This window comes from Salinimonas sediminis, from assembly GCF_003429285.1.
In the GTDB taxonomy this organism is placed as follows: Bacteria; Pseudomonadota; Gammaproteobacteria; order Enterobacterales; family Alteromonadaceae; genus Alteromonas; species Alteromonas indica.
On record NZ_CP031769.1, the window covers coordinates 321548 to 343611 of the forward strand.

Genomic DNA, 22064 nt, shown 5'->3' on the forward strand with positions numbered 1-22064 from the left:
TTGTTATACGCAGTTTGCAGTGAACAAGTACGAATTGCGATAAATAAAAATGGAATCAATTCTTTGCTGGGGGCTGCGCTGGCTGAGTCGAGTGGTCAGCAACCCGTTTATTGATATAGTCGTCGGCATATGAAGATGGTTCACTGCAGTCTAGTCGGCCCCCGGTAAATGTACTAAGTACAGTAAGGGTCTTATTAAGTGCAGTTGTACAGTTAACCCGTACTTTAGGAGCACGGGTTAGCGGCGCTTGCGGCCGGCCCTTTCTATTGTCTTTAAGGGGCACGGTATGGTGCGAGCGGGCAAAGTCGCGCGCGGCTGAACGGCCCAGTTCGCGATCTTTAGCCTGGGCTTCTTGTTGTAGGAATTGGTGCATATGGTTTTTATAGCCAGATGGGGCGGGTTCGCCAGAAGATGCTGCAGAGGTATTTATGTTTGACGGTGATGCGGTGGCGGGGGGCTGAACCTTGTCAGGCGATGGTAGTTTTGCCGCACCTGACGCAGGCAGTGGTGACGTATTGGTTGTGATGGCCTGTACACCGGGGCCGGCGGCATCAAGGGTGGGGGCGGGTAAAGGTGTTTGGGTGGGCGCCGGGCGAGGCTCACGGGGCACCCTGGACGAGGGAAACAAACGAGCTTTAAGCACCCCTGGCGACGGCTGCTGCGAAGATGGCAAAGGTAGCGTCGGGGGGACGCCCCGAAAAATCACGACTGCTGCAATAATCCCGTGCACCAATACCGAGCCGCCCCAGCTGGTCCAGCGCCGATAGCGAAGCGCTGGAATAGGGTGGTGGTGCGAGGGCTGTCGATGGCCCAGCTTCGGTGCATAAAAAGACGCTTCCGTAGTCATTTATCTTCCTTTTTCTCCAAAACAACCGATTTTATGATGTGGAACGAGGCTATTGCCGTTTTTTTGCACACTTATAATGCAATCTTACTGGGGCGCACCACATTGGTGCGACTTTGTCATAATTTTGTTGCATTGAAATCCATAGGTTGTTGATATTAAATGGTAAAAATTTATGGCGCATGTTTTGAATTACTGCTCCTAAGACACGCAATGTGCCGCATAAACATAACCAACTACCATTTGGAGCAACACATGAAACTAGTCACAGCGATCATCAAGCCGTTTAAGCTAGATGATGTTCGCGAAGCCATTTCAGAAATCGGTATTGACGGTTTGACCGTGACCGAAGTGAAAGGTTTCGGGCGTCAGAAAGGACATACAGAACTTTACCGCGGAGCCGAGTATCAGGTTGATTTTTTGCCTAAGGTAAAATTGGAAATTGCCGTACTAGATGATCAGGTAGACCGTTTGGTAGAAGCCATAGTGGGCGCGGCTAAAACCGGCAAAATTGGCGATGGTAAAGTGTTTGTCTATAACCTTGAACAGGCTGTCCGGATTCGTACCGGTGAAGCTGATGCAGATGCGTTGTAAGCCAATAAAAAAATTGCGGAGAGAACCACAATGGAAATAACCTTTGAACTAGGGTATGCACTTGATACCTTTTACTTTTTGATTTGCGGCGCGCTGGTAATGTGGATGGCGGCAGGGTTCGCCATGCTGGAAGCCGGCCTGGTCAGAGCCAAAAATACCACCGAAATTTTAACTAAAAATATCTCTTTGTTTGCTATTGCCTGCACCATGTATATGGTGTGCGGGTATAGCATTATGTACGGCGGAGCCGATTTTAGCTGGTTCTTAAGCGGTATTATGGGGGATGGCGCCACCGGCATTACTGACGAACCGGCTACCTATGCTCCATCAGCAGATTTCTTCTTCCAGGTGGTATTTGTTGCTACGGCTATGTCGATTGTATCAGGCGCAGTGGCTGAACGGATGAAGCTATGGGCTTTTTTAGCCTTCGCTGTAGTCATGACAGGTTTTATTTATCCGATGGAAGGCGCCTGGACATGGGGCGGTGAAGCGGTATTTGGAATGTATGTACTGGGTGATAATGGTTTTTCTGATTTTGCGGGTTCAGGTATTGTCCATATGGCAGGGGCCTCTGCCGCATTGGCTGGCGTACTGATACTGGGAGCACGTAAAGGTAAATATACCGCAGATGGCAAAATTAATGCGATTCCGGGTGCCAACCTGCCGATGGCGACACTAGGTACATTTATTCTTTGGATGGGCTGGTTTGGCTTTAACGGTGGTTCCGTATTGGCGACTGCAACAGTGGAAAGTGCCAACTCAGTGGCGGTGGTTTTCATGAATACTAATGCAGCTGCCGCAGGCGGTACTATCGCCGCCCTGTTGCTGGCCCGTCTAATGTTTGGCAAAGCCGATTTAACCATGGCCCTTAATGGCGCGTTAGCCGGCCTGGTAGCCATTACGGCAGAGCCGTCTACACCTACACCTCTACAAGCTACATTATTTGGTGCCGCAGGCGGTTTACTAGTGGTATTTAGTATCGTCGCTTTAGACAAACTAAAAATTGACGATCCGGTAGGGGCTATCTCGGTCCACGGAACAGTAGGTTTGCTGGGTCTGCTATTAGTGCCCCTCACCAATGAAGGCTCTTCGTTTGGCGGTCAATTGTTAGGCGCAGTGACTATCTTTGTCTGGGTCTTCGTTGTTAGCCTGATAGTGTGGCTTATCATCAAAGCGATTATGGGCATCCGGGTTACCGAAGAAGAAGAATTTGATGGCGTGGACGTCAGTGAATGCGGTCTTGAAGCCTATCCTGATTTTACCGGAAGCCGTAAATAGGCGGCAGTTTACCTAAGTCTCGATTGAACACGCGATTACAATAATAATAACGTTCAACTCACCACTGTTAAGCCCTGGTCGATGACCGGGGCTTTTTTATGGATTTATTTTTGGTCGCTTACCTGTACAGGATGGCGTTTTCCTATTACATCTATAGTGAGAACCTATTAGGCGCGGTTCTTATTCATACCGTATTAGTATTACCATAAATAAAAAAGTTGAAGTGAAATGACTAAATCTACATTGACCACCAGTGCTGGCGCACCGGTAGAATCCAACAACACGACCAAAACCGCAGGCCCCCGCGGTCCCGCTTTGCTGGAAGATTATCAACTTATTGAAAAGCTAGCGCACCAAAACCGTGAGCGTATTCCAGAGCGCCCGGTCCACGCAAAAGGGTGGGGTTTACAGGGTAAGTTTACGGTAACGCATGATATCACCCGTTATACTTGTGCTGATGTATTCAGCCAGAATGGTAAGCAAACCGAAGTTTTAAGCCGCTGGTCTACGGTGGCAGGTGAACTGGGAGCAGCTGATGCTGAACGCGATGTGCGAGGCTTCAGCCTGAAGTTTTATACAGAGCAAGGCAATTGGGACATGGTGGGAAACAATACCCCGGTATTCTTTGTGCGCGACCCGTATAAATTCCCTGATTTTATTCGTACACAGAAACGTCACCCGCAATCTAATTTACGTAGCCCCGAAGCCATGTTCGACTTTTGGGCATCGCAGCCTGAATCCGTCCATCAGGTGACTATTTTAATGTCAGACCGAGGCATTCCCACCTCGCCTATGCACATGAATGGTTATGGCAGCCATACATACAGTTTATACAATGCACAAGGCGAGCGTTTTTGGGTGAAGTTTCATTTTAAAACGCAACAGGGTCACCAACATCATACTAATCGCGAAGCTGAAGATGTTATAGGGCGCACCCGCGAGTCCTATCAGGAAGAATTACTAAAAGCGGTAAGCGCCGGTAACTTCCCGAAATGGACCATGTACATTCAGGTGATGCCTGAAGAGGAAGCCGGACAACAGGAATACAACCCGTTTGATTTAACCAAAGTATGGCCTCATGGCGACTATCCTTTGATTGAAGTAGGCGAGCTGGAAATGAACCAAATACCACAAAATTATTTTCAGATGGTAGAAAATGCAGCATTTTCGCCTTCTAACAAGGTGCCAGGTATAGCCTACAGTCCCGATAAAATGCTGCAGGCCAGAGTCTTTGCTTATGCTGATGCTCATCGTTACCGGTTAGGAACGCATTATGAAGCCCTGCCGGCTAATGCCCCCAAAAATACGTCAGTGCGGCATTATCATAAAGACGGCGCCATGCGCTTCTTTACTAACGACTTTGGTAACCCGGATGCCTACTATGAACCAAACCAGTATGAAGGCCCGGCGGCTAAACCTGAGCATCCTGAGCCACCGCTGCGTATAGAGGGCGATGCCGGCCGATATGATGTGGAAGAAGCTGATGTTGATTATAAGCAGCCGCGCGCACTTTACGACAGCTTTGACGCGGGCCAAAAACAGCGTTTACACAGTAATATGGCAGAAGCCGTAGGCGGATGCAGTGAGGGAGTTAAGGCCCGCTGGTACGCGGTACTGGAAAAAGTATCGGCAGAATATGCCGAGGGCGTTAAACAGGCGGTCAATAAACGTTGATTGAATGATCGCCACAAAGCTGGCGAATATAAGCGGCGCACTGGGTTCAGTTGCGCCGTTTTCTTTTCGGTTTGGGGCGGGCCTACCTTCATTAGCTGATAACCAACTGACTGGGCTAGGCTGATGGGCCAGCTCGCCCAGAGCGCCAACCCAGGCCTGCGGCGTAAACTGCTAGCCGTATGCGGTTAATACGGCCGGGTAGTCATGTGCGCCGCTATTTCCTCTTTGGTGGGTAGCCGCCGAACCTTTAGCCCTTCGGTATGAAAGTCCTCGTTTACCAATCCTTCCCGGGCAAATTCTTCCAACCAGTTTTGAATCGGATAAAAACCCCACTTTTGCCGATATAGCGAGGCATTATTAACAATATCAAACAGATGATTAATAGGCGGATCGACCCTGGGGTGAAACTGATGCAATACCTTGTCTGCAATGACATAAAGTGACATTCCGGCCTGTTCGCAGCGGGTAGCAAAATCGACATCGCCTACGCCAAACCCTACATAGTTTTCGTCAAAGCCATCTATGCTATTGTAATCTTGGCGAGTTATGGCAAAAAGCATGGTATGAAACTGCTCAAAACCGGTGTCCTGGCCAATCAAATGACGTCCGCTATTAGGATGTGTAATGGCCTGATTAAGTAATGAGGGGTAATTTATTTTTTCTGGTACATTGAATAAATAACGCATTTGAGCGGTGACAACCCGTTGGCGCTGTAGTTTGTCGCTAATATGGCCAAATAGCCCGGCAGGACAAATACAATCTACGTCCATGTATACGATATTATCGCTGCGGCATGCCTGGAAACCTTTATTGCGAGCTTTGGGGATGGGCAAATTGTCATGTGCCACAAACTTATGCACGATGTCGAATTTGCTGCTGGTAATCAGCGATTCGGAACAGGGTGGGGCCATCCATACCACTACAAGCTCTAAGGGCAGCGGGGCGGCCTGTTCAATACTACGTATCAGGTTGGTTAGCTGGCGTACCCGACTTTTAACTATTGTCACAATGCTTAACGGCGGATTCATTATCACTCCCTCCCTGTTATTTCAGGTCTGCAGCAGTATGCTGTGGTGGCTAAGTGCACAGTGTCGGTGTAATAGGCCACTATCGGCCTGTGGGTAACAAAATAAGACCTGCATACTGTAGAATAAGTTGGTCATCTGCCTGACGCTGTTATGATAAGTCACCTAACAGATCCAGGGTTATCACAATACTATTAGACATAGTCACCCTACAGATAAGCGTAATTCGTGCCATAGTATGAAGCCAGACAGGCAGCCGGGTAGCGCCATAACTGGCTGTTTAAAAATGATAAAATGCACTGCGCTGGTGCGTATTGCGACGAAATCATGCGAAGGTATGAGACATGAACTTTTGTTAATTAACAAAAAAATTACAGTTTCAGGGTAATTATTACAGTGGCATTGCGCGCGCCTTAGACGCGGGTAAATAGCCCACTAATACCCAAAAAAAATGCACCATAAATACCGCCAATACATAGCTCAGGGAGACGACGATGCGATGGTTTTTATTTTTAAGTACCTTGGTGGCTCTTCACGTACAGGCTTACGACCGCGTAACGGGGGAAGCTTTCGCCAGTCGATCTGAAGTCATCGCCCAGCAAGGCATGGCTGCCACCAGTCAACCCCTTGCTACCCAGGTCGCGCTGGATATTCTCAAAGCGGGTGGCAATGCTATTGATGCCGCCATTGCAGCCAATGCTATGCTGGGGTTGGTGGAGCCCACAGGGGCGGGTATCGGCGGGGATTTGTTCGCCATAGTGTGGGATGCCAAGACTCAAAAACTCTACGGGCTCAATGCCTCAGGGCGATCCCCTTTAGCGCTGGAAAAAGCGGAGTTTGCTCGCCAGGGGCTGACCAAAATACCTGCCTTTGGGCCATTACCGGTTTCAGTACCAGGGGCGGTAGATGGTTGGTTTACTTTACATGAAAAGTTCGGCCACCTGCCCATGCAAAATATACTTACACCGGCGATAAACTATGCCCGAAAAGGCTTTCCGGTCACCGAACTTATCGCTTATTACTGGGAAATGAATAACCAGCGAATAGGCCATTACCCTGGCTTTAGTGAAACCTTTTTACTTAACGGCAAAGCGCCGCAAAAAGGCGATATATTTCGTAACCCCCATTTGGCCTCTACCTACGAAAAACTTGCCACTGGCGGCGCGAAGGCGTTCTACCAGGGGGATATCGCACATACAATAGCGGCTTATATGAAGGAGCAGGGAGGCTTTTTAAGTTATGCCGACCTCGCCGCTCATACATCAACCTGGGTAACGCCTGTATCCACCAATTATCGGGGCTATGATGTGTGGGAGCTGCCTCCCAACGGCCAGGGCATCGCGGCGCTGCAAATTCTCAATATGATGGAGCATTTTGATGTTGCGGGGATGGGGTTTGGTTCCGCTCAATATATTCACACCTTTGTTGAGGCGAAAAAACTGGCCTTTGCGGATCGCGCCCGCTTTTATGCTGACCCGGCCTTTAACGATATACCGGTGGCCCAACTAATAGCCAAGCCCTATGCCCAACAACGCGCTGCGCTTATTGACCATAAACAAGCCGCCCAGCGGGTTGACGCAGGACTTAACGAGGGCGATACGGTTTATCTGACGGTGGCAGATAGCCAAGGCAACATGGTGTCTTTGATTCAAAGTAACTATCGCGGCATGGGGTCGGGTATGACGCCACCCGGATTGGGGTTTGTACTGCAAAATCGCGGTGAATTATTCACTCTGCAAGCCGGCCATTTTAATGAATACGCGCCGGGTAAACGGCCTTTCCATACGATTATTCCAGCGTTCATCACGCGCAACGGCCAGCCGTGGGTCAGCTTTGGTGTAATGGGCGGGGCCACCCAGCCGCAAATGCACGCGCAAATTGTAATGAACCTGATTGATTTTGATATGAACCTGCAGGAAGCCGGTGATGCGCCCAGAATGTTGCACAGTGGCTCGTCCAGCCCAATCGGCGAGATGATGACACAGGGCGGCCAGGTGCATCTGGAACAGGGGGTAACCATGCAGGTTCAGCGCGACCTGATGGAACGGGGACATACATTGCAGCCGGCGGTAGGGATTTATGGCGGCTATCAAGCCATTATGTATGATGCCCAACGTAAGGTGTATATTGGCGCTTCAGAAAGCCGAAAAGATGGACAAGCTGCGGGCTATTAGCCACACTTGGATGCAAAATAATAACAACCAACGTAGAACCGTGGGATAAGGAACCTTTTTAGGCATGACGCAACCGCAAAAAGGCATATGCGCAGAACCAAACTTGCACGCTCATTATCTGTTGCTGAATGTCATTGACGACGACGCACAGACTATCCGGGCAACCTTACCTCGGTTACTCGATTTATTCGAGTTTTACGAAAACGAACATTACGAAGCGATGGTCACCGGTGTTGTTGCTATCGGTGCGTCGTTTTGGGACGAACTATATGACCAGGGTAAGCCTGGCGAACTCCACCCGTTTCCAGCTATGCAATGTGAAGATCGCAGTGCGCCGGACACCGGCTGTGATTTGTTTATTCAGGTCCGTGCTGACCGGCTGGATATTTGCCATGCGATGGCTTGCGATATTATGGAATTGTTGCACTTACATGTTGAGCTGGTGGAGCAGGTTCAAGGTTTTCGTTATTTAGACGGTCGTGACCTGAATGGCTTTGTATATGCCTCAGATAACCCCAGAGGCATGACCCGGCGTCAGGTGGCTATTGTAGATGCACAACTAGAGCCGGATTTTGCTGGCGGTAGCTACGTGCATGTGCAGCGGTATCAGCATGATTTGCGTCGCTGGCGGGCACTGTCTGAACGCCAGCAGGAACAGGTTATGGGAAAAACCCGTGAACATGACCGGGTGAGTGTGGAACAATCTGCGTCATCTCATAGCCTTCGGGGTGCTGCGGTATTGCCAGGCGCCTCCACGCCCGGATTACTGAAGCAGGGAATGCCCTATGGCGACCTGCTGGTGCAGGGGCTGTTCTTTATCAGCTGTTCGGCTTCGGCTCAGGCTTTTGAAACTATGCTGCATAGCCAGATTGTGGGGAATAGCGAAGGCGATTATGACCGCTGGCTTGATTTTACCAGCGCGCAATCCGGCGGGGCTTATTTTGCGCCAGCAGTTACCTTTATTCGCCAACAGGCAAGCCGCTAGCGTTAACTAAGAGCACCGGTTTCCATCGCACCATCCCACTTCTCGTCCAGGGTACGCTGACGCAGTTGTTCTATCACTGCAATATGATGCCGGGCCAGCGAATCCTGCGGATATTTACCTACCGCTTTATAAAAATGCAGTAACGCGCCGTCCCAGTCACGTTTAATGCGGCAGGCCAGCCCCGCCGCGATATGAGTTTGTACGGAAAAGCGTCGTTTTTGCTCGTCTTCACTCAGGTGATCAAGGACTTCGTAAATTTCGATGGGGGCTTGGCGACCTTTAACTCTGACCCAGTCCAATAAGCGGGTTTTCACCGCATACCCGCTGCCCAAGGTTTCCAGCATGGTAGCACTGACGATGATATCTGCGTTAAAGCGGGGAGTCAGCGACTCCAGCCGGTAAGCAATGTTTACGCTATCGCCGATAACGGTGGTATCCATACGATCCTCGCAGCCCACCGTACCCAGTATTACCGGTCCATAATGTAAGCCTATACCAACGCCTAAAGGCTCGTACTGCGATTTTTTGCGATCAGCGTTATACATAGACAGCGCAATGCGTAAATCCAGGGCGGCTTGCAAGGCATCAGCCGCTTTTTGCTGCGGTGTCCCACCGGGATGATCGAATAATGCCATAATAGCATCACCAATAAATTTATCTATGAACCCGCGGTTCTGATGAATAGGTTCATTCATACGGCAGAAGTATGAGTTCAGAAATTGCATGAGTTGCTGTGGCCGCATATGTTCAGAAAGGCCGGTGAACCCTCTGATATCACAAAACAAAATAGCCACTTCATCTTCATCAGCGTGGCCCAGTTTTAGCTCCATTCCCCCATGCTTGGACAAATGGTCGACAAACTGCCGGGGGATAAATTTTTGGATCGTGCGGGTAAGCCGAAGCGCTTCATCGGCCCGGTGGCGAAACATCCGTTCTTTATCTTCCTCGGAAGTCGCCAGCGGGGCTTCATGATGACTGAATACCTGGTCAGTGGCGCAGGCCAGTTCGCGCTTTTTACGCTGCAGTAAGACCGTGACAATGACGCCATAGATACTGATAACGGCTGTTAAACACAGTAGCAATAACGTCAATTCAGTCACATTTAATTCTCTACTTCCGACAAATTATAATTCGCCCAGTACATGGTCTGCGGCAGCGAGTGTAGCCTCAATAATCGCCTCATCATGGGCTTTGGAGACAAAGCCAGCTTCGTAGGACGCTGGTGCTAAATAAACACCCTGGTCCAACATACCATGATAGAAGCGCTTGAACTGTTCTGTATTACAGTTGATAGCTTGCTGATAATTCGTCACTTTATCAACATCTGTGAAGAAAAGTCCAAACATACTGCCGGCGACATTCGTCGTCATGGGTACACCGTGTTTGTCCGCAAGCGCCTGCATGCCGTCTACCAGCTTTTGTGTATTAGCAAAAATACTGTCGTAAAGACTGGCATCTTCAAGTTGCTCCAATGCAGCTAAACCAGCCGCCATCGCTACCGGGTTACCCGACAGCGTGCCCGCCTGATATACCGGTCCGGTAGGAGAGACATAACTAATAATCTCTTTTTTGCCGCCAAACGCGCCTACTGGCATGCCGCCGCCAATAACTTTGCCCAGACAGGTCATATCCGGCACGATATTATACCGCGCTTGCGCGCCGCCCCGGGCTACCCGAAAACCGGTCATGACTTCGTCAAAAATAAGCAGGGTGCCATGCTTATCACAAATCTCCCGCAATCCTTCTAAAAAGCCCGGAACGGGCGGAATGCAGTTCATGTTGCCGGCAACCGGTTCAACGATAATACAGGCGATGTCATCACCGTGTTCGGCAAATACCTCGGCCACGCTATCGAGGTTATTGAACTCAACCGTGATAGTGTGTTTCGCCACATCGGCAGGTACGCCAGGCGAGCTCGGCACACCAAAGGTCAGCGCGCCGGACCCCGCTTTTACCAATAGGGCATCAGCATGACCGTGGTAGCAACCTTCGAATTTAACGATTTTATTACGGTTAGTATAGCCGCGGGCAATCCGAATAGCTGACATAGTGGCTTCGGTACCTGAATTTACCATGCGCACCATCTCCATTGACGGCACTAACTGGTTAATTTTTTCGGCCATGAAAATTTCGGCTTCGGTGGGCGCGCCAAAACTAAGTCCGCTGCCCGCCGCTTCGATGACCGCATTGCGAATACGCTCATTATTATGGCCCAGTACCATTGGCCCCCACGACTGTACGTAATCAATATAACGCTTCCCATCGGCATCCCACATATAGGGTCCATCGGCTTTAGTAATAAAGCGTGGTGTACCGCCTACGGCTTTAAACGCACGCACTGGAGAGTTAACGCCGCCCGGAATTGTTTTTTGGGCGCGGGTAAATAAAGCTTCAGATTTTTGCATAGTTAGTCGCTACTCTTGTTGCTGTGCCAAATGACATCTCGTTCGTACTTGGTTACCAGGTTTTCAACGCCCAGCGTTAATGCAAACAGGGCCATTCTCACCAGTACGCCATTGTCGGTCTGTCTGAATATGGCAAGGTTCGGGTTTAAGTTCAAATCGTTATCCAGTTCATTGGCCTCGGCGCGAGAGTCGCGTGGCAGCGGATGCATAATGACCGTTCTTGACTGGAAGTGACGGGTATAAATAGACTGGTTCAGGCGAAATTTACCGCGATATCGATTGGCTTCTTCCTGAGAGGGGAAGCGCTCCTCCTGTATCCGGGTTTGATAGCAAATATCCACATCCAGGTTACCTTCAAGCTGTTCAGTAACGGTGAGCTGATGGCCGGCGTTCTCGATAGCCTCAATAATGGGTTGAGGCATTGCCAGCTCTTTAGGCGAAACCAGGGTAAACCGCACATTTTTATACAGGCATAACAGGCGAGATAGTGAATGTACCGTACGCCCATAGCGCAGGTCGCCTATCATCGCAATGTGCAGGCCATCAATGCCTTTACCCTGATACTCTACTTCGCGTTTAATGGTGAATAAATCCAGCAGCGCCTGAGTAGGGTGTTCATTGGCACCATCGCCCCCGTTAATAACGGGCACGCGACTGCCTTCGGCAAATTCCGCCACCGAGCCGGCCGCCGGATGCCGCATAGCAATAATATCAGAGTAGCCACTGAGCACGCGGGCAGTATCATACAGGGACTCACCTTTGGCCAGGGCTGAACTGGACATGCCGGTGGTTTCCCGGACTTCTCCGCCCAGCAAATTAAACGCGGTGCCAAAACTCACCCGGGTGCGGGTGCTCGGTTCAAAGAACAAATTTCCCAAAATCGCACCATCTAGCACCGTTGTACGCTTCTGGCGCCGGGCATAAGGCTGCATTGTATGGGCAACATCAAAGACTTTTTCAATTGCATCGCGATTGAACTGGTTAACCGTAAGTATATGATTGCCGGTAAACTCTGACATGCTGCTTTCACCTGTGAATATAGACAACCTAGTCTAGCAAAAAGCGATGCCAGTGTAGAGTAGGCTGGACTGAACATTTTGTTGTGTTAACTATCTAGCACTCAATACATAATCCCAAATCCGGAGTATGGTCGTATTAATTCGGGCATGGTGTAAACTACCATTCAAATTAACCAATCCCAATCACTCTTACGGATGCGAAACAAACGCTCGCAACACAATAAAGGACGTGCCTGGTGGCACACCGATTGTGTAAAATGCCGTCGAATTCGCCTGTACATAATATGGGCTGTGCTAATGCTGGTGGTATATTTTTATGTCTTCAAATAATGCTGCGCCAATTTTTATCAAGGCAACATCCAAACGTAATGGTTTTACCACCTTATTGTTGGGCGTGGCCGGCTTGCTGATTTCCACGCTATGGCTGTCTTTCGCCCCTGACTGGTTGTTCCTGGCCGGAATCTTTCTCACCAGCGCTTCACTGGTCACGATGCTGGTAGGCTGGTTTAAGTTACGTGAGCCCGATCATAGTATCGAAATTTCTCCGAGCCGTATTTTGTATCATCACCGACGGGGTAACTGGGAAATTTACTGGGACAATATTCAGCGTATTGATTGCCCCCGGATACAACAAGGTATGGAACAGGTGGAGTTGGAAGCTGTGGGATTTCGATTAAAAAGCTACGCGCCCTTTATGCATCGGGTGTCGCCGCGTTTAGCTACCCATCTATTGATGGAACAGCGTCCTTTGTTAATTCACAGCCACGATAAAAATTGTGCTACTGGCGACTGTTTTAATCAGGAGATGTTCGATGACAAACAGTACGTATTGGAAGATGGCAAAACACTAACCGGCGTAAAAGCCATGTTGGCCAACCGCATGTCGCATTTACGTCAGCGGTTGGGCTACGACATCTATATTTCAGCAGCCGATTTAGACCGTTCGCCGATGGAGTTTGTGCACTTTATGCGCCAGTGCCAGCAAACCCGACCTACAGAAACCCAGGTTGTGGTGGAGTAATTAACTTTTTGCTGGCGCTGGCGTAGCGCTAAGCAGATCTGCCGCTTTGCGCTGAACCTGATTCGCTTCTTCGATAAAGACCGTCATAAGTTCGGCCACCAGCATATATTGTTTGCGTTTAAGGGCGCCTTCCAGCTCATCGGCCAGGCTTTGCAAGCGCGGTACGCCGGTATAGCAGCTCGCCCCGTGTAGCCGATGTACCTGATTGAGGAGTTCACTGTAATGGCGCGCATGCCAGGCCGTTTCTATCTGATGCACTGCCTCCGGCAGCAGACGAATAAAATCAGCCAGCAGTTCTCGGGCAGTCTCATCGTTATGATTGGTGCGCGCGATAGCCAATTCCCAGTCCAGCGTGTCTGCTTGTTGGGGAGCGGGAGTGTGGGTTTCACACCAGCGGCGGATAAGATCCAGTAAGGTACTGACTTCGATAGGTTTGGGCAGGTAGTCATCCATACCCGAGGCCAACAACCGTTCTTGCTCTTCTTTGAAGGCATGCGCGGTAACCGCAATAATCGGGGTACCGAGGTTCAGCGGCGTTTTGCGAATAGCCCGCGAGGCCTGCAATCCATCCATGCCTGGCATTTGCACGTCCATCAAAATTAAATCGTACTCGGTTACCTGGCAACGATTTACCGCGTCCTGCCCACTCATCGACACTGTCAGCTCAATTGAGCTGCCCGCCAGCCAGGTAGATAGTAACTTCAGGTTCATTTCCATATCATCCACCGCCAGAATGCGAATACTTGGCAGGCTGTTTAGCTTATGTTGCATCGGGTTTTTGTGCAGGTTAGTTTTATGATGCTGTAAATCTTCAAGCTTTGATAATGTAATTGGCATGCGCACCTGAGAATGGAAGTGCGGCGTCAGACTGGGATATTGGTTAAATGGCTCTGGCCCTGAATACCATAAAATACGCTTTTTAGCCGCAAATTGAATGACTTCACTGAGCATGGCATCGCGGCTGGCCAACATACTGCCGGGGACGGTGGCAAACAGATAATCAGGGTTATCGGTCAGTGTTTTCAAAAAGGGCAGAGACTCTACACTGGTTACCTTTGCTCCCATACATTTTAGCATGCGGGCACTGGCCTGACGGGTTTGCGGCACCGGGTCAAATATTACTACGCGCTTATCTTGCCAGTCGCCACCCGGCTCCATCGCGTATTTTTGGCTTAGCTGATTAGTGCGCAGGGTAATGGTAAAAGTACTGCCAAGGCCTGGATCGCTGCGCAATTCAATCGTACCGCGCATTAACCGAACCAGTTCGCGGCAGATAACCAGCCCTAAGCCGGTGCCCTGATAGCTGCGATTAAGTGCATCATCCACCTGCGAAAAAGCGCTGAACAATTTTTTCAGGTCGTGCCGGCTTATTCCAATGCCGGTATCTTCAATAGTGAAGACAATTTCATGGATCCCGTGGGCCAGGGCTTTACCTTGCACACCCAGTTTAATGGTGCCGCTGGAGGTAAATTTTAGGGCATTGCTAAGCAGATTATTAAGAATTTGCTTAATGCGGAACAAATCGCCAATCAGCTTTTCGGGTAACGGCGCCAGGTCAAACACAAATTCCAGGCGCTTGGTATGCGCTGACTTGGACATAATAGTGACCATTTCTTCTAGCAGCTGGTTAGGATAGAAAGGCTGATTATTAATTTGCAGTTTGCCGGCTTCAATTTTGGAAAAATCCAATACATCGTTAACAATGCTTAGCAGATTGTCAGCTGCGGTATTGATTATTCTTACCTGTTCTTGCTGGTCTGCCGGCAACGACACATTTCCCAGCTCGCGGCTAAAGCCTAAAATTGCATTTAGCGGGGTGCGGATTTCATGGCTCATGTTGGCCAAAAACTGTGACTTTACGTTACTGGCTTTAATGGCATCTTTACGGGCGATATCCAGCCGCGCATTTTGCTCTTCTATCAACTCCATATTATTGCGTAAATCGTCAGTGGCCTGTTCTACCTCTGCTTCCAGCTGACTACGGCTCTTTTCCATCAGAGCAAGCGAGAATAAGGCGGCTTCCAAAAAGACACCGACCTGAAAACAATAGGTGGTGAACTGATTGGAAGGTAACAGACCCGTCAGGCTTAAAATGCCAATAAGCGCTCCAATCGATAACATTGACCAGGCAAAGATAAAATACCTGGCGGGCTGAAAGCGATTAAAAAAGGCCTCAAAACCTGCATAAATATAGCTACATATAGAGGCTATACCTACACCATAAACTAAATTGTGTTTCCAGATGGTGGGCACCAGATTACCCACACAAACGATAGCCAGCACTGCCTGGACTATCATCAGAGTCACCACTACCGGGTGGGCCGTTTTGGCATGTTCGGCGGTTTCCAGAAAAAACATCGTAAACAGCCCGGAGCTAATGCCAATGATGACAAATATCAGCTCGGTATGCTCCGCCAGCCACGCTGGCAGAGCCCCAGAGGCAAAAACCTGCATATGGCCGCCCCACACGAACTGCCATAAAATCACCGCCATAATATAGCCTACATAGGCAATCAGGCTGGTTTCGCGCACCGACAGAAAAATTACCAGGTTATAAATTGCCAGAATACATAAGCCACCATAAAACAGGCCCCACAGGGTACTGTCTAACTGTGAGCCAAGGCTGTGTACCGGTTCGGGCGATACGCTTAATGGTACAATCAAGCTGGAGGAATGGCTTTGGATGCGAATGTATAGTTCCAGTGGGGTCGCCACCGGCAGATCTGCGCGCAAGGTAGGAATTCGGAATATTTGTTCTGACTGTAGCTTGCCCTGATGACTTTGCAAAATTACCGCGCCATCAGCTACCAGGTAGAAGTCGACCTTATCCAGCTGGCTAAAATCAATGGTGAAAACCCAGCTGTTAAGGTTACTGACATTGCTGATTTTGTTGGTTAACCATAGGCCGTTATCACGAAACCCAAAATTGGGATTATCTTCGGTATACCACTGAAAATCCTGCCGTCGGTTAAGTATATCGCTAATGGTCAGCTGTTCGTCTGCTTCATAAAAAAGCGCAAAGTTAGACGACAAGTCCACTTTTGCATCTTCATCAAATAACTGAATAGTGGATTGTGCATAGCAATCACTGGCCCACAGCATCAGTGCTGAAATGAGTGTTATCCAAAACAAAGGTACTACGCGCATGTTCGCCGATTTAACAAATCTGTAAAGCTGCCTATTAAAACACCACTTTAGGGTACATTACAAAACATCTGCCACAGTATGCGGTTTTTTTTATGTAACGGGTTACGTTACCGCCAAACATGCTGCTTATTGCGTTGTATACCGCTTTGCCCCAAAATGGCCTGCATATGCAGTGATAAGCCAACAAAAACGAAAACTCCATGAGCGATGAAATCACAATTAGTCAGGATGGGGTAGAACAGCTGCCACTAAGCCGTTTTACCGAAGATGCCTATCTCAATTATTCCATGTACGTGATCATGGACCGTGCCTTACCTAATATTGCCGACGGTCTTAAGCCAGTACAGCGGCGAATTATCTATGCAATGTCTGACTTAGGCCTGTCGGCAACCGCGAAATATAAAAAGTCTGCCCGTACGGTGGGCGATGTATTGGGTAAGTTCCACCCACATGGCGATTCGGCCTGCTATGAAGCAATGGTGTTAATGGCCCAGCCATTTTCATACCGCTACCCTTTGGTAGATGGCCAGGGAAATTGGGGCGCACCGGACGATCCTAAGTCGTTCGCGGCTATGCGATATACCGAAGCCAGACTGTCGCGCTTTTCTGAATTACTGCTAAGCGAATTAGGCCAGGGCACCGTAGAGTGGATGCCCAATTTTGATGGCACGTTAAACGAACCCAAAGTACTACCAGCCCGGCTACCCCATATCCTGTTAAATGGGGTCAGCGGCATTGCGGTGGGCATGGCAACCGATATTCCCCCTCACAATTTGCGTGAGGTAGCCAACGCCTGCGCTCATTTATTGGACAACAGTAAAGCGTCACTGGCTGATTTACTTGCTATTGTTCAAGGCCCGGACTATCCCACGGATGCTGAAATTATCACCCCCAGGGCGGATATTACCAAACTCTATGAAACCGGGCGGGGGTCAGTAAAAATGCGCGCGGTGTACCATGAAGATAGCGGGGACGTGATTATCACAGCGCTACCGCATCAAGCGTCAGGGGCCAAAATTTTAGAGCAAATTGCCGGGCAGATGCAGGCTAAAAAGCTTCCCATGGTAAGTGATTTACGCGATGAGTCTGACCACGAAAACCCTACCAGATTGGTGATTACCCCGCGCTCCAACCGGGTTGACACACTTCAGCTTATGCAGCATTTATTTGCTACCACTGATTTGGAAAAAAGCTACCGGGTAAACCTCAATATGATTGGCCTGGATGGCCGCCCGCAAGTTAAAGATTTACAGACTATTTTAACCGAATGGCTGGAGTCGCGTAAAAACACCGTCACCCGGCGTTTGCAGTACCGTTTGGATAAGGTACTGGCGAGGCTGCATATTTTAGAAGGTTTGCTCATTGCGTTTCTGAATATCGATGAAGTCATCGAGATTATTCGAACCTATGATTCTCCGAAGCCCGAATTAATGCAGCGGTTTTCGTTATCAGATAAGCAGGCGGAAGCTATTTTAGAGCTTAAGCTGCGTCACTTAGCCAAGTTGGAAGAAGTAAAAATTCGCGGGGAGCAGGAAGACCTGGCTCAGGAACGCGATAAACTGCAATTGTTACTGGGGTCAGACCGGCGCTTAAAAACGTTGATTAAAAAAGAAATTCTGGCCGATGCTGAAAAATACGGTGACGATCGCCGTTCACCGCTGGTGGAGCGTGTTGAAGCTAAAGCGTTATCGGAAAAAGAGCTGATACCCAGTGAGCCGGTAACGGTAGTGCTGTCTGAAAAAGGCTGGGCGCGTTGTGCTAAAGGCCACGACATTGACGTGGAAGGACTGAGCTATAAGGCCGGAGACGCCTATTTAGCCAGCGCCTCCGGGCGTAGTAACCAGCCCGCGGTCTTTTTAGACTCATCCGGACGAACCTTTGCCTGTGACGCGCATTCGCTGCCTTCGGCACGTAGCCAGGGCGAACCCCTTACCGGCCGTTTCAATCTGGTTGGAGGAGAGCAGTTTATTCAGGTGTTGATGGCGCCAGAAGAACAGAAGTTTTTGATCAGCAGTGACGCCGGTTACGGCTTTGTCGGCACCTTTGCCGATATGATCAGTAAAAATAAAGCAGGCAAGGCCTATTTGAGCTTACCGCAAGCGGCCCGCTTAATTCCCCCGGCGCGGGTGAGTCAGTTGGATTCTGACTTATGTCTGGCGATATCCAATGAAGGCCGAATGCTGATTTTTCCGCTTAAAGACTTACCCAGTCTGGGCAAAGGTAAAGGCAATAAGATTATCAATATTCCCTCAGCCAAAGCGAAAAGTCGGGAAGAATTTGTGAGTGTGGTCGCGGTTGTGCCACGTGAGGCTTCGGTTAAGGTGCATGCGGGCAAGCGGAACATGACATTGTCACCTGCCGATTTAGAACATTACTATGGCGAGCGCGGCCGCCGCGGCAATAAGCTGCCGCGCGGTTTGCAACGGGTTGATGAGATAGAAGTACTTGGCGCGCGTAAACCGGTGGAACCGGAATAATCGTTAGCACAGTATATAAGGGGCCCCTTTTTTAATACATTTTCCCTAATGCACCTTGTGGCTGGGTAACGCTGAACTACACTTTACCTTAAGGTTACTTAAGGATATCAACGTGCTGGGAATTGTTTTTACCTCGTTAGTTGAAATGCTCGAAGAGAATGTCTCACCAGAGTTTGCCGACGAAGTGCTTACCGAAGCCAACCTGGAAAATGATGGTGCGTTTACCGCAGTTGGCTATTATCCATTTTATGAAATGGAAAAGTTACTTGGCGTACTGGTAGCAAAAACGCAGCAACCTGCTGAAGTCTTATTGCACGATTTCGGCTATTTTTTATTTGGTCGGTTGGCGCAAACCCATGGGCAGATGATGGCGGGAAAGCAAGGCTTACTGGATGCCCTGGAAATCCTGGATGATGATATTCATGTGCAGGTGAGGAAACTTTATCCGGATGCGGACCTGCCTATCTTTACCGTGTTATCGCGCACTGATGATGCCATGCTGCTGCGTTATTATTCTACCCGGGAACTATACTCGCTGGCAGAAGGACTGATGGATGGCGCCGCCGCTCATTTTGGCGATCGGCTTACCCGCAAAACCGTCAAAACCCAGGCCCCGCATACCTATGAATTCAGCCTGAAAGTGGGGTAATTGTGACTGCACCTAGCCTGGCTTCTCCCTCATCTGCTATGGACCGACGAATTTCCCGCGAACGGCAAGCCCGGCAAAATGCTGAGCAATTGCTGATTGAAAAAAGCGCTGAACTGTACGACTCCCTACAGCAGGCAAAAAGTGCCGAGAAAAACTGCGGCTGGCCTTGTGGGCGTGCCAGGAATCGTTTTGGGAATGGCATGCGCATAACGATGAATACTATATGCGCGCGTTTAAACTCGATTGGGCCGATGAGCACCAGTGGCGAGGCTCGCCTATTTCGCTGCTTAAATTTATTCACCCAGACGATATAGGTAACCTGGAATTCAACTGGATGCTGGCAGTGCACGGCGGCCAGCAAACCCTGGAGGTTTGCTTTCGGTTCAGGCGCCACGCCCGTTACGTCTGGGTACGGTTACGTGGTCGGGTATTGCATCGCGATGCGCAGCAAAGTGCGCTACACATTGTGGGTACTATTCGGGATATTACCCGCGAACGCCATGCCGAACACTCTTTTCACCTGATGGCTTCAGCCTTTTCAAGCTCTAAAGATCCTATGCTGGTTCTGACCCGGCAACTTAAGATAAGCGAGTGCAATGAAGCGTTTCTGAAAATGGTGGGCGCCCGGCAAAAACAACAATGTCTGGGCCGTTCATTACACGCATACCTGGTCAATAAATCGGCCCTGCCCGATACTCTCGAAGATCAGCAGCAATTTAGTCAGGAAACAGACATTATCGCGGGTAAACACACCTCAATACCGGCGGAGCTGACGCTGGCGGTATTTGAGCATCAGGAACATGGGGGCGCCTATGTTATTGCTACTCTTCGAGATATTAGCGAACGTAAGGCCAATGAAGCCAGACTGCAATAAATGGCGATGCACGATGAGCTTACCGGGCTAACCAACCGGGCAGGGCTACATGATGAAGTCTGCGAGCTGATAGAGGTAAACGGTCAGTTCAGTATTATGTTTATTGATTTAGATGGCTTTAAGCTGATTAACGATACAGCCGGGCACGACTGTGGCGATAATGCATTGAAAAGTGTGGCAGCTAAACTAACGCTGCGGTTTGGTACCCAAGGCATCGTTACCCGCTGGGGCGGGGATGAGTTTGTAGTCATTTTACCCAACGCGTATCACGAGATGCTGCTGGAATGTGGCAATGAGCTTATTAGCGATATCGAAGCTGACAAAATTGTTTGTGGCGATATTGAGCTGACTCTTTCCGCGAGTATTGGCATTGCTGAATATCCCATGCACGGCGACACGGTGGAGTCGTTGTTACAAAATGCTGATGCGGCAATGTATCAGGCTAAATTGTTAGGCAAAGGACGTGTATTTTTATATGAAGCAGGCTTGCTGGAAAGTATGCAGCAGCAGGTTACTATGCTTTCTGAATTACGCCGGGCAGTAAACGACCGTGCGCTGGAATTTTATTTACAAGGGAAATACAACGCACACAGCAACTTGTGTGGTGCTGAACTGCTATGCCGCTGGCGCTCTGCACTGCATGGCAATGACCCCCTGATGTGTTCATCCCGTTAGCCGAAGAACATGGTCTAGACACTGTCATTGGCTGGCTTGCACTGGAAGCTGCGTGCGAGTACCTGGTTATGATGGAAGTAGAAGCAGGGCAAGTGCCGCTATCTATTAACGTATCTGCCAATCAACTGCTGAGTGAGAATTTTGCTGACCAGGCGCTGGCTATTTGTGAGGAACATAAAATTAGCCCGCAGTGGATTGAAATAGAGATTACCGAAAGGATTTTTATTTGCGATGAAGCGGGGGCTATTAACGCCCTCAATCGGTTGCAGCACAATGGGTTTAAAATTGCATTGGATGATTTTGGCGCCGGTTTTTCAGCCCTTAGCTATTTGCGCAGTTTTGCCTTCGAGGTGGTGAAGCTCGATAAAAGCCTTATTATGAATATCCACAAAGATGCCAAAGCCTTATCCCTGGTACAGGGTATTATCGCAATGCTCCAGGGTCTGGGCCTGGAAATTGTTGCCGAAGGTGTTGAGCAGATTGAATATGTGGCCTTATTGCACAGCGCGAAGGTGCAGCAGATGCAAGGCTACTTTTTTGATAAACCGGCGCCGTACGACCAGTTTCTAGCCCGTCACGCCCGGCGCAACGAGCCAACCTAACAGTGCGTTTTTTCGATAAAGCCCGACTAACGCAGGGTTACTTCTGCGTTGCAATAGAGCCTTAGATGGCGAAGCCTGCTAAGAATTGCACGGGCCACTATGCCCATCCCGTGTTGTCGCCCGCTTCATGCTTCTTGTATTTTCATTGCACCGGTGTTTCTGTACAAATCACGCGGCATTGGCTAGCAAGGGATGGCTGGTGACACATTCTGCGTCATCCACAAGGGGCGGCGAGCCTTTTGATAAACTTATTGCAGTACAACACGGGCGGGGTAGCAAATGATCGATAGCCGCAATGCCCGTTCCCGCATCCATAAAACCGCTAACATAGCGACGTCCAGCAGCAGTGCCGCAGGCCAGGCTCTACAGCTGCCTATACCCGGTATTCGCCGAGAGTTCTGCCCCGCGATAACCTAATGGCAGACATTGGGTTATCCCTGGCCGTATTGGAGCTTGGCCCTCTGGTCTGGGCGATTAGCGTAAACCCCCTACTAAATTGGCTTACGTTATCAGCCGCGGCTGAAAAAATTCTAACCGGTATTGATGTGCGCTTGACCAAGGCTGCAGCCCAAAGGCGGGCGCCTATTTTACTCCCTTTATACAGTTACAGAATGCGATCAG

The 22064-nt window shown here is 49.5% G+C and carries 17 protein-coding genes; 11 read left to right on the forward strand and 6 right to left on the reverse strand.

Annotation, left to right across the window (positions count from 1 at the left end):
- Window positions 1–55: 55 nt before the first annotated feature.
- Window positions 56–847: a hypothetical protein gene (locus tag D0Y50_RS01535; RefSeq protein WP_108565719.1), complete on the reverse strand. Its 792-nt coding sequence runs from the start codon at window positions 845–847 to the stop codon at window positions 56–58.
- A gap of 252 nt (window positions 848–1099) precedes the next feature.
- On the opposite strand from D0Y50_RS01535, the gene glnK reads away from it, so the two are divergent.
- The 3 genes from glnK to D0Y50_RS01550 all read left to right on the forward strand — a co-directional run bounded on the left by glnK (window position 1100) and on the right by D0Y50_RS01550 (window position 4390).
- Window positions 1100–1438 carry a P-II family nitrogen regulator gene (gene glnK, locus D0Y50_RS01540; RefSeq protein ID WP_108565718.1) on the forward strand — a complete coding sequence of 113 codons (339 nt, stop codon included), beginning with the start codon at window positions 1100–1102 and terminating at the stop codon, window positions 1436–1438.
- A 30-nt stretch (window positions 1439–1468) separates the two neighbouring features.
- Window positions 1469–2716 (forward strand): ammonium transporter, encoded by a 1248-nt coding sequence (locus D0Y50_RS01545; protein ID WP_108565717.1) that lies wholly within the window; start codon window positions 1469–1471, stop codon window positions 2714–2716.
- 228 nt (window positions 2717–2944) lie between these two features.
- Complete coding sequence (locus D0Y50_RS01550; RefSeq protein ID WP_117315171.1) at window positions 2945–4390, forward strand: catalase; 1446 nt, start codon at window positions 2945–2947, stop codon at window positions 4388–4390.
- Between the two features lie 185 nt (window positions 4391–4575).
- On the opposite strand, the gene D0Y50_RS01555 is transcribed toward D0Y50_RS01550, so the two are convergent.
- Window positions 4576–5418, reverse strand: a complete 843-nt coding sequence (locus D0Y50_RS01555; RefSeq protein WP_108565715.1) for a glycosyltransferase family 2 protein — start codon at window positions 5416–5418, stop codon at window positions 4576–4578.
- A 491-nt stretch (window positions 5419–5909) separates the two neighbouring features.
- Between D0Y50_RS01555 and ggt the strand changes: the two genes are divergently transcribed.
- Entirely contained in the window at window positions 5910–7589 is a 1680-nt protein-coding gene (gene ggt / locus D0Y50_RS01560; protein WP_108565714.1) for a gamma-glutamyltransferase, read from the forward strand.
- Between the two features lie 64 nt (window positions 7590–7653).
- On the forward strand, window positions 7654–8574 hold the full coding sequence (locus D0Y50_RS01565; RefSeq protein ID WP_108565713.1) for a Dyp-type peroxidase: 921 nt from the start codon (window positions 7654–7656) through the stop codon (window positions 8572–8574).
- 2 nt (window positions 8575–8576) lie between these two features.
- Here D0Y50_RS01565 and D0Y50_RS01570 read toward each other — a convergent pair whose 3' ends face one another.
- From D0Y50_RS01570 to D0Y50_RS01580, 3 genes are read right to left on the reverse strand one after another with little or no spacing between them, the layout of a single operon-like run.
- Window positions 8577–9674: an adenylate/guanylate cyclase domain-containing protein gene (locus D0Y50_RS01570; RefSeq protein ID WP_232366392.1), complete on the reverse strand. Its 1098-nt coding sequence runs from the start codon at window positions 9672–9674 to the stop codon at window positions 8577–8579.
- A gap of 24 nt (window positions 9675–9698) precedes the next feature.
- Window positions 9699–10979 (reverse strand): glutamate-1-semialdehyde 2,1-aminomutase, encoded by a 1281-nt coding sequence (gene hemL / locus D0Y50_RS01575; RefSeq protein WP_117315174.1) that lies wholly within the window; start codon window positions 10977–10979, stop codon window positions 9699–9701.
- A 2-nt stretch (window positions 10980–10981) separates the two neighbouring features.
- The gene (locus D0Y50_RS01580) at window positions 10982–11998 is read right to left on the reverse strand and encodes an aspartate carbamoyltransferase (RefSeq protein ID WP_108565711.1); all 1017 of its coding nucleotides are present in this window, start codon (window positions 11996–11998) and stop codon (window positions 10982–10984) included.
- Between the two features lie 316 nt (window positions 11999–12314).
- Here D0Y50_RS01580 and D0Y50_RS01585 point away from each other — a divergent pair, with 316 nt between their 5' ends.
- The gene (locus D0Y50_RS01585; RefSeq protein ID WP_117315176.1) at window positions 12315–13019 is read left to right on the forward strand and encodes a DUF2982 domain-containing protein; all 705 of its coding nucleotides are present in this window, start codon (window positions 12315–12317) and stop codon (window positions 13017–13019) included.
- On the opposite strand, the gene D0Y50_RS01590 is transcribed toward D0Y50_RS01585, so the two are convergent.
- Window positions 13020–16166, reverse strand: coding sequence for a hybrid sensor histidine kinase/response regulator (locus tag D0Y50_RS01590; protein ID WP_117315178.1), 3147 nt, complete (start codon window positions 16164–16166; stop codon window positions 13020–13022). It lies immediately after the preceding gene.
- Between the two features lie 200 nt (window positions 16167–16366).
- Between D0Y50_RS01590 and parC the strand changes: the two genes are divergently transcribed.
- From parC to D0Y50_RS19665, 5 genes are all read left to right on the forward strand, one after another.
- Window positions 16367–18643 carry a DNA topoisomerase IV subunit A gene (parC, locus tag D0Y50_RS01595; protein WP_108565708.1) on the forward strand — a complete coding sequence of 759 codons (2277 nt, stop codon included), beginning with the start codon at window positions 16367–16369 and terminating at the stop codon, window positions 18641–18643.
- A gap of 112 nt (window positions 18644–18755) precedes the next feature.
- Window positions 18756–19292, forward strand: coding sequence for a heme NO-binding domain-containing protein (locus D0Y50_RS01600; protein ID WP_108565843.1), 537 nt, complete (start codon window positions 18756–18758; stop codon window positions 19290–19292).
- Window positions 19293–19515: 223 nt separating this feature from the next.
- Window positions 19516–20166, forward strand: a complete 651-nt coding sequence (locus tag D0Y50_RS19655; RefSeq protein WP_232366401.1) for a PAS domain-containing protein — start codon at window positions 19516–19518, stop codon at window positions 20164–20166.
- Window positions 20167–20841, forward strand: coding sequence for a GGDEF domain-containing protein (locus D0Y50_RS19660; RefSeq protein ID WP_232366409.1), 675 nt, complete (start codon window positions 20167–20169; stop codon window positions 20839–20841).
- Window positions 20826–21443, forward strand: coding sequence for an EAL domain-containing protein (locus D0Y50_RS19665; RefSeq protein WP_232366410.1), 618 nt, complete (start codon window positions 20826–20828; stop codon window positions 21441–21443). The genes D0Y50_RS19660 and D0Y50_RS19665 overlap by 16 nt, the downstream gene beginning before the upstream one ends.
- The last annotated feature ends 621 nt before the right edge of the window (window positions 21444–22064 follow it).

Coding starts and splice junctions, on each gene's coding strand:
- D0Y50_RS01535 (WP_108565719.1), bottom strand. CDS start 847: ATGACTACGGAAGCGTCTTTTTATGCACCGAAGCTGGGCCATCGACAG.
- glnK (WP_108565718.1), top strand. CDS start 1,100: ATGAAACTAGTCACAGCGATCATCAAGCCGTTTAAGCTAGATGATGTT.
- D0Y50_RS01545 (WP_108565717.1), top strand. CDS start 1,469: ATGGAAATAACCTTTGAACTAGGGTATGCACTTGATACCTTTTACTTT.
- D0Y50_RS01550 (WP_117315171.1), top strand. CDS start 2,945: ATGACTAAATCTACATTGACCACCAGTGCTGGCGCACCGGTAGAATCC.
- D0Y50_RS01555 (WP_108565715.1), bottom strand. CDS start 5,418: ATGAATCCGCCGTTAAGCATTGTGACAATAGTTAAAAGTCGGGTACGC.
- ggt (WP_108565714.1), top strand. CDS start 5,910: ATGCGATGGTTTTTATTTTTAAGTACCTTGGTGGCTCTTCACGTACAG.
- D0Y50_RS01565 (WP_108565713.1), top strand. CDS start 7,654: ATGACGCAACCGCAAAAAGGCATATGCGCAGAACCAAACTTGCACGCT.
- hemL (WP_117315174.1), bottom strand. CDS start 10,979: ATGCAAAAATCTGAAGCTTTATTTACCCGCGCCCAAAAAACAATTCCG.
- D0Y50_RS01580 (WP_108565711.1), bottom strand. CDS start 11,998: ATGTCAGAGTTTACCGGCAATCATATACTTACGGTTAACCAGTTCAAT.
- D0Y50_RS01585 (WP_117315176.1), top strand. CDS start 12,315: ATGTCTTCAAATAATGCTGCGCCAATTTTTATCAAGGCAACATCCAAA.
- D0Y50_RS01590 (WP_117315178.1), bottom strand. CDS start 16,166: ATGCGCGTAGTACCTTTGTTTTGGATAACACTCATTTCAGCACTGATG.
- parC (WP_108565708.1), top strand. CDS start 16,367: ATGAGCGATGAAATCACAATTAGTCAGGATGGGGTAGAACAGCTGCCA.
- D0Y50_RS19655 (WP_232366401.1), top strand. CDS start 19,516: ATGCGCGCGTTTAAACTCGATTGGGCCGATGAGCACCAGTGGCGAGGC.
- D0Y50_RS19660 (WP_232366409.1), top strand. CDS start 20,167: ATGGCGATGCACGATGAGCTTACCGGGCTAACCAACCGGGCAGGGCTA.